The sequence below is a fragment of the Escherichia sp. MR genome (assembly GCF_005280595.1).
GTDB classification, from domain to species: domain Bacteria; phylum Pseudomonadota; class Gammaproteobacteria; order Enterobacterales; family Enterobacteriaceae; genus Escherichia; species Escherichia ruysiae.
Window position 1 is genome coordinate 1 of the sequence record NZ_SZVK01000089.1, and the last position, 7,574, is coordinate 7,574.

Genomic DNA, 7,574 nt, shown 5'->3' on the forward strand with positions numbered 1-7,574 from the left:
TCGGTGGAGCTGCATGACAAAGTCATCGGGCATTATCTGAACATAAAACACTATCAATAAGTTAGAGTCATTACCCTTTTTCCGTCTGTATTGCAGAACTGCGTAATAATCTGAAGGAGAACTCTTCCTGGCTGGTTGCTCTCTGTGATTTCATTTTTGCACGTTTCAGGCAGTGCTGTATCCGTCTCTGGATACAGATCCGATCATCTTCCTGCAGGTAGTTCAGCAGCAATTCCTGCCAGCGTGCAGCGGCTCTGCGCCATAATCCCCGCTGTTCGAGCTCTTCAGCTTTTTTATCAGTAATCATATTCACCTCTGCTCTGGTCGGTCATGCTTTCTTCCCGGTATGTTATAGTTATTAAGATACTTTTGTCCCTGTTCTGTTCCGGAGTGAACATGATTTTTGTCTGTTCTGTTGTACTGGCTGACAGAGCATTCACCCTGCAGTTTGCCGGGAAAATGCTGTCCCTTTCTGCAGGAGATGTGCTTCTGATTGATGATACTGATCGTGAGGATTTTCAGCCTCATGCTGCGCATATCACTGAGGTGCGGCTGGATGAAAATATCATCCGCAGATATCTGGAGAGTTGTGGCGGCAACCGGGAGGCCGACAACACGGTTTCTTCTGGTTTCATCAGAGTGGCCTTTGCTCATCCTGCGTTGTTGCGTGACGTTATGCATCATCTGAATTCGGGAGGATTTGTTCATCCCGGATTTTCCGAGCAGATGTTTTTTTCCTGCATTGCTGTCTTTGCATCAAAAAAAGGCTTTCTTCCTTTGTTGCTGGGCGGAATGCTTTCTGTGGCCGGGAGAGTGAGGCATATCATCTGTACTGACCTTTCACACCAGTGGAAGCTGCGGGATGTCAGCAGTCGTTTGTATATGAGTGAAAGTCAGCTGAAAAAGAAACTGAAGGAAGAAGGATGTTCGTTCACCGGAGTGCTTCTGGATGTGAGAATGGGCTATGCACGCCGTCTGTTACAGGCCCGTCTGCCGGTCAACAGGGTGGCCGCGCAGTGTGGTTATGTAAGCACATCTTATTTTATCTGCGTGTTCAGGGAATGTTTTGGCGTCACGCCTCACCGGATGCTGGCGCTTCAGGAGCACGGGCAGCATAAAAGTGAATGCTGAGTTTGAATTATTCTGAAGAACGGCGGGCATTTTATGGAAACGGCACATTTCCGTGTCTCTGTGGTCATTCCCGATTGCTGTTGACGCATCGCCACTCACCGGAAATGTGCCGGAATATTTTAATCGTTCTTCACCGTCTGTGAAGGTCCTGTGCTTACATTGCTGAGCGGAAAATGGCCTCAATTTCCTCCTGTGTAGCCTGAATCGGGTTTGTCAGACCACATGCATCCTTCAGGGCATTAGCGGCCAGAACAGGGATATCCTCTTCTCTGACGTTCAGGGCTTTCAGACCTGTCGGGATATTCACTTTTCCGGCCAGTTCCCTGATTGCAGATATACTGTCAGCGCCAGTGATATAAGACGGTAAATGGGGATGCGGACGATTTCCTGGACTCTCAGGAGATAAAACATGTTTACTGAAGAAGAAAAAATCCGCGCCATTGAGCTTTATTTCAAATATGGTAAGAAGCTGGCTCCCGTCGTACGCGAACTGGGCTACCCTTCGAAAAGAAATCTGCGGCGTTGGATCCGCTCATGGGAAGCAGGTGGTGGCGCAAAAGAATCCATTCGTCATAAGCACCGTTACTCCGATGAGCAAAAACAGGTTGCCGTTGAACATTATCTTAACCACGGCTGCTGCCTGGCGTTTACCAGCAGAGCCCTGGGTTATCCCTGCACTGATGTACTCGCTCGCTGGGTTAATGAACTTTATCCCGACAGACGACGTATATTTACCAGTAAGGCCAACCCGGTTGCGCCCTTTGAACCAGAAGTCAAACGTCAGGCTGTCATGGCACTCTGTACACGACAAGTATCAGCCAGTGAAATCGCCAGGCGTATTGGTGTCAGTCGTGCGGTATTGTATAAATGGAAAGATAAAATTATCGGCAACAGTGCTTACCAGACTATGCGTAAACATAACGAACCTTCCCTGGAGGCAGAACGCGATGCGTTGCGGGAGGAAGTCGCCCGACTGAATCAGGAAATACGCCGCCGGCAGATGGAGCTGGATATTCTGAAAAAGGCGGAGGAAATCATAAAAAAAGACCCGGGCATCAGTATCAGTCACCTGAACAACAGAGAGAAAACGAAGATCGCTGATGCCCTGAGACAAACATATCCCCTGACAGAATTACTGCATGTTCTGGGCCTTGCCCGTAGCAGTTATTTTTATCACCGGGCTGCACTGAAAGCCGGTGATAAATACGCCACGATACGTACGATGCTGACAGATATATTTAACAGTAATTACCAGTGTTATGGCTATCGTCGCCTGCATGCGATGCTCAGGCATGAGGGGGGGCGGCTATCAGAAAAGGTTGTACGCAGACTTATGGTGGAAGAACAGCTTGTCGTCAGCCGTAACCGTCGTCGCCGCTACAGCTCATATTGCGGAGAAATCGGACCGGCTCCGGATAACCTTATCGCCAGAGATTTTAAGGCGGAGCAACCTAATCAGAAATGGCTGACAGATATCACGGAGTTCCACCTCCCTGCAGGTAAAGTCTGGCTATCATCGGTGGTGGACTGCTTCGATGGAAAAGTTGTGAGCTGGTCTCTCAGTACACGCCCCGATGCTGAACTGGTCAACACTATGCTGGATAGCGCTGTCGAAACGTTAAATGCTGGCGAACGACCGGTGATACACAGTGACAGAGGTGGGCATTATCGCTGGTCAGGCTGGCTGGAAAGAGTGAATGCAGAAGGTCTTATTCGCTCAATGTCCCGCAAAGGATGTTCACCTGATAATGCGGCATGCGAAGGCTTTTTCGGCAGACTGAAAACGGAAATGTATCATGGGCGTAAATGGTCGGGCATCACGTCAGAAAAGTTCATGCAGCAAGTGGATACTTACATCAGATGGTATAACGAGCGGCGTATAAAATTATCGCCGGGTGCAGTCAGCCCCAAAATGTACCGCCAACAATGCGGGCTGGAATGATAAAGCAGTCCAGGAAATCGTCCGCATCCCCAGAACGGTCAAACATCGTGGCGTTGACAACGGGTTCCTGAGTCCGGTGAAGCGCCGGTTACTGGAAAATGTTGTGTACGTCATAACAGAAACGGAGAGAAAAACGGCGATGCAAATCAGGCGGAGAAGGGTGTATCAGCGGTTACTGAAGGTTGACCCGCTGAAGTGCATCCTGTGCGGAGGTCAGATGCGGTTTACGGGGCTGAAGCGGGGCTACCGTCTGGCAGAGCTGGTCATGATGCATGAGCCACTGGCACGACAGCGGGTATACAGCTGAGAGCCGCAGAGGGGAAGTTGCGTCCATTTTTTGAGGAATGGAGCAAAAAATCATCACAGATATAAAAAATCAATCAATGAAAGTCATTTAATTGCCGGTGCATTGTGGATGCAGTCCTCATGGTACGTAACCAGAGTTGAATAAACATCCATTTTTTTGTGTTTTTTTAACCTCCCTGGGTTTTTAATTCCTGTCGATTAAAAGTGTTAGATTATTTGGTTAAGAGTTCTCTCGTCCTATTTATTCAGGCGTTATCACGGATATGCAGATCGCTAAGTCAGTTGTAAGAAAACCAGACAGTGCACATCATTATACCTAGGTCTTCTCTGGAAAAATACTTAGGAATAATTTATGTAAAACAGGTTGTCGTCTTCATGATTTAAACGCAGTACATATATATACTCTATAATAAATACAGGGAGTATCACGAGACGTCTGGATAAGAGGAATAACCAGAATAAATTGGTAAGGAATAAAGATACTTATTTCTATTGAGAAAAAACATTCATCCTGATGTGATTAGTATCAATGAAATAATGTGCTTGTATGGTTGATAAAAAATGCATCACTAAAGAAAAAACAGTATGAATAAGAATATACGAATTTTACAATTTCTGGTCAGTATACTTTATTCTGTGCAGTCTCATTTTTCTGGTGCGCAAACAATACAACTGAATGGTAATGGTATACCTGAAAGTATAACCAGGAGTATTACAGGTGTTGATGGAAACGCGGCGCTTAATATCAGCGTGCCGTATAAAACAAGTTATACTCAAAATATACTATCTGTTGAAAGCAGTATTAACATCAAAGGAGGAACAAGCAATACATCAATCGGTGGTGCAGGTGTCTACGGTAAAAACTTTACGCTAAATAATAATGGTAGTGTTTGGGGAGGAGATGGATATAATGGTGGAATTGCTGTTAGTGGCAACAAAATATCTATAAACAATTACAGAAATGTATATGGGGGTAATGGTCTTGGTGGCTCAGGAAGTAGCGGAGGTGCAGGGTTAAGCGGGGATGATATTATAGTTGATAATTACAGAAGTATATACGGAGGTGATGATGTAGGTGGGACAGGTGGTTCCGGTGTAACCGGTAGCAATATTACAGTGCATAATTCCGGAGGAATATTGGGCGGTAATGGCGTAAACGGTGGTGATGGTATTAATGGTAGTAATCTTTTCATTACTAACGACAACATGATATCTGGAGGATATGGAATAAAACAAGGGGGAGATGCTATTTCTGGAAATCAAATCACTTTGAATAATAACGGTATTGTTCAGGGGGGATATGGCCCCGACGGTGGTTGCTCTGTTTATGGAGAAGATATCCATATTAATAATCATGGTAATCTTTCAGGATTATATAATAGCCAAAAAGATGCTTATAATACATCAATATTTTTTTCTGGCGGGTATAATTCATTAGATATTTATTCAGATTCTGTGATTAATGGTGATATTAAACTAGCTAGTATACCTGTTAATGGTACAAATGAATTAATTATTAAAAACATCAATAACGCAACAGCAATTAATGGTGGGCTAATGATTGGGAATGGCTCATCTGTTTATCTGTCAGGCAAGAACTCCATTTTTAACGGAAATATAAGTATTGATGAAGACGCATCTATGAACCTGTCTGTAGGAAATGCTAATGTTCACGCAAATACTATTACATTAAAAAGTGATTCATGGCTTAATATAGACACATCAATTAAGAACTGGACTCAGGACTATTACACATTATTGTCGTCAGACACAGGTATCTCGATCGCTGATAATAGTCACATTGTACAATACAATGTATTACTGACAGAAGGTGCTGAAAGTTATGTTTATACGTCTTTAAATGGCGACGATAACAAACTGATATCCATGCTGAGATGGAATAATACAAAAGGGATGGGATATGGAACCTTTAATATAGAAAAAGATGCCACTCTGAACATAGGCGTTTCTCTTTCCGATAATCTTTCACCTTTATTATATGATGGCTGGGACGGCAAAAGTCTGACAAAATCAGGTAATGGTACTCTTATACTTTCTGCAACAAACAATTATACAGGAAATACAGAGGTTAAATCTGGCGTATTAATTCTTGCTGCACCTGATGCTCTTGGTCGGACTGAGTATTTATATTTATCCCGTGGCGCAGAACTGGATATGAATGGGTATCCTCAGACAATAAGCAAACTACTGACGGCTGCAGGCTCTGTGCTGAACATTCATGGCGGAAGTCTGATACTGAATAATGGAGGAGAATCTGCAGGTACTATTGCAGGGGATGGTTCTCTGAACATAAATGGGGGAATGCTTGATATAACGGGTAATAATCGTAATTTTTCCGGTGTTTTTACCGTGAATAAGGGGGCTCATTTGGCTGTATCCACGGCTGATAATCTGGGGACAGCCTTTGTTGATAACTATGGCACATTAACTCTGAACAGTACATCAGCATGGCAGCTTACCAACAATATCAGTGGTTATGGTAATGTTCGCAAGACGGGAGCAGGTGCACTGAACATTAGCGATAACGCAAAATGGACCGGGATGACAGATATTATTCAGGGGACAGTGATACTGGGGAACGCAGATTCACCGGTGATGCTCGGCAGTAACCAGGTCATTGTTGAAGAGCAGGGCAAACTCTCCGGGTTTGGGGGCGTTGCAGGAAATCTGAGCAATAGTGGTATAGTCGATCTCACTACATATATGCCGGGTAATATACTGACTGTCGGAGGGAATTACACTGGCAGAAATGGACTTATTCTCCTCCAGACAGAAACAGGTGGTGACAATTCGAAAACAGATCGTCTGGTGATTAAAGGTAATGCCAGTGGCCGTACCCGTGTCGCTGTTACTCAGGCCGGTGGTACTGGTGCAGAGACACTTAATGGGATTGAAGTGATTCACGTCAGTGGCAATGCTGATAATGCTGAATTCATTCAGACGGAACGTATTACAGCCGGAGCTTATGATTACATACTGAAACGTGGTCAGGGGATTAACAGCACTAACTGGTATCTGATTAGCAGAAAAGACATTCCTGTACCACAACCTGAAGCTGTACCGGAAAGCCATGATAATAATTTGCGTCCTGAGGCAGGTAGCTATGTTGCCAGTATTGCTGCTGCAAATAATCTGTTTGTAACGAATCTGTATGAACGACAGGGACAGGAGTTGTATATCAGCCACATGACAGGAGAAGAAAATGAAGCAGGTATCTGGATGTATAATAAAGGAAAACATAATCGCTGGCGTGACAACAGTAGTCAGCTGAGAACCCGGGGGAATAGCTACGTTGTGTTAATAGGGGGAGATATAGCTCAGTGGAGCCTGAATGGTACCGATCGCTGGCATACAGGTATGATGGCTGGCTATGGTCATAATAATAACAGTACGAATGCCCTGAGCACCGGATACCATTCGGAAGGAAGAATGAATGGATACACAGCGGGTCTTTATGCAACATGGTATGCCAATGATGAAACACACAATGGTTCTTATCTTGATAGCTGGCTGCAATACAGCTGGTTTGATAATCATATAAATGGAGAACGGCTGCCTGCTGAGTCATGGAAGTCAAAAGGGTTTACGGTATCTCTGGAAGCAGGATATTCATGGAAGGCTGGAGAGTTTACCGACAATTACAAGGGAAGTCATGAATGGTATGTTCAGCCGCAGCTTCAGGTTGTCCGGATGAATGTAAAATCAGACAAATATCATGAAAGTAACGGAACCAGTATTGAAAATACCGGTAACGGAAATATTCTCACCCGCCTGGGAGCAAGAACATGGCTTACCAGCAAAAACGGTAAAAATACGCGGTATGCGGTTCCGTTCAGACCATTTGTGGAGGCACACTGGTTGCACAATAGTCGTGTTTTCGGCACCAGTATGAATGGTGTAAGTATATACCAGGATGGTGCGCGTGATATCGGAGAAATAAATGGTGGTGTTGTGGGAATGATAACACCAGAAGTAGCATTCCGGGCTGATGCAGGCATTCAACTTGGAGAACATGGATACCATAATACATCTGCCATGTTGAGTGTGGAATATCGTTTCTGATGTGTCTTTACATTATAAATATCCTTCACAAAATATTGGGTGATGCTGCCAACTTACTGATTTAGTGTATGATGGTGTTTTTGAGGTGCTCCAGTGGCTTCTGTTTCTATCA

5 protein-coding genes and 2 pseudogenes are annotated in these 7,574 nt (G+C 44.4%); 5 read left to right on the forward strand and 2 right to left on the reverse strand.

The window, feature by feature from the left end; genetic code table 11:
• On the forward strand, window positions 1–60 hold a 60-nt coding region (locus FC814_RS23745; RefSeq protein ID WP_071528444.1), incomplete at its 5' end, for an IS1 family transposase.
• A gap of 10 nt (window positions 61–70) precedes the next feature.
• Here the strand turns inward: FC814_RS23745 and FC814_RS21610 are convergent.
• Window positions 71–307 (reverse strand): PerC family transcriptional regulator, encoded by a 237-nt coding sequence (locus FC814_RS21610; RefSeq protein WP_301546387.1) that lies wholly within the window; start codon window positions 305–307, stop codon window positions 71–73.
• 89 nt (window positions 308–396) lie between these two features.
• Here FC814_RS21610 and FC814_RS21615 point away from each other — a divergent pair, with 89 nt between their 5' ends.
• Window positions 397–1,131 carry a helix-turn-helix domain-containing protein gene (locus FC814_RS21615; protein WP_032354011.1) on the forward strand — a complete coding sequence of 245 codons (735 nt, stop codon included), beginning with the start codon at window positions 397–399 and terminating at the stop codon, window positions 1,129–1,131.
• A gap of 154 nt (window positions 1,132–1,285) precedes the next feature.
• Here the strand turns inward: FC814_RS21615 and FC814_RS21620 are convergent.
• Window positions 1,286–1,468, reverse strand: a pseudogene (locus tag FC814_RS21620) (iron-containing alcohol dehydrogenase); the annotation flags it as partial.
• 72 nt (window positions 1,469–1,540) lie between these two features.
• On the opposite strand from FC814_RS21620, the gene FC814_RS21625 reads away from it, so the two are divergent.
• From FC814_RS21625 to FC814_RS21635, 3 genes and pseudogenes are all read left to right on the forward strand, one after another.
• Window positions 1,541–3,073 (forward strand): IS3 family transposase, encoded by a 1,533-nt coding sequence (locus FC814_RS21625; protein ID WP_137326450.1) that lies wholly within the window; start codon window positions 1,541–1,543, stop codon window positions 3,071–3,073.
• A 61-nt stretch (window positions 3,074–3,134) separates the two neighbouring features.
• A pseudogene (locus FC814_RS21630) lies at window positions 3,135–3,380 on the forward strand (IS91 family transposase); the annotation flags it as partial.
• 584 nt (window positions 3,381–3,964) lie between these two features.
• Window positions 3,965–7,462: an autotransporter outer membrane beta-barrel domain-containing protein gene (locus FC814_RS21635; protein WP_137326451.1), complete on the forward strand. Its 3,498-nt coding sequence runs from the start codon at window positions 3,965–3,967 to the stop codon at window positions 7,460–7,462.
• The last annotated feature ends 112 nt before the right edge of the window (window positions 7,463–7,574 follow it).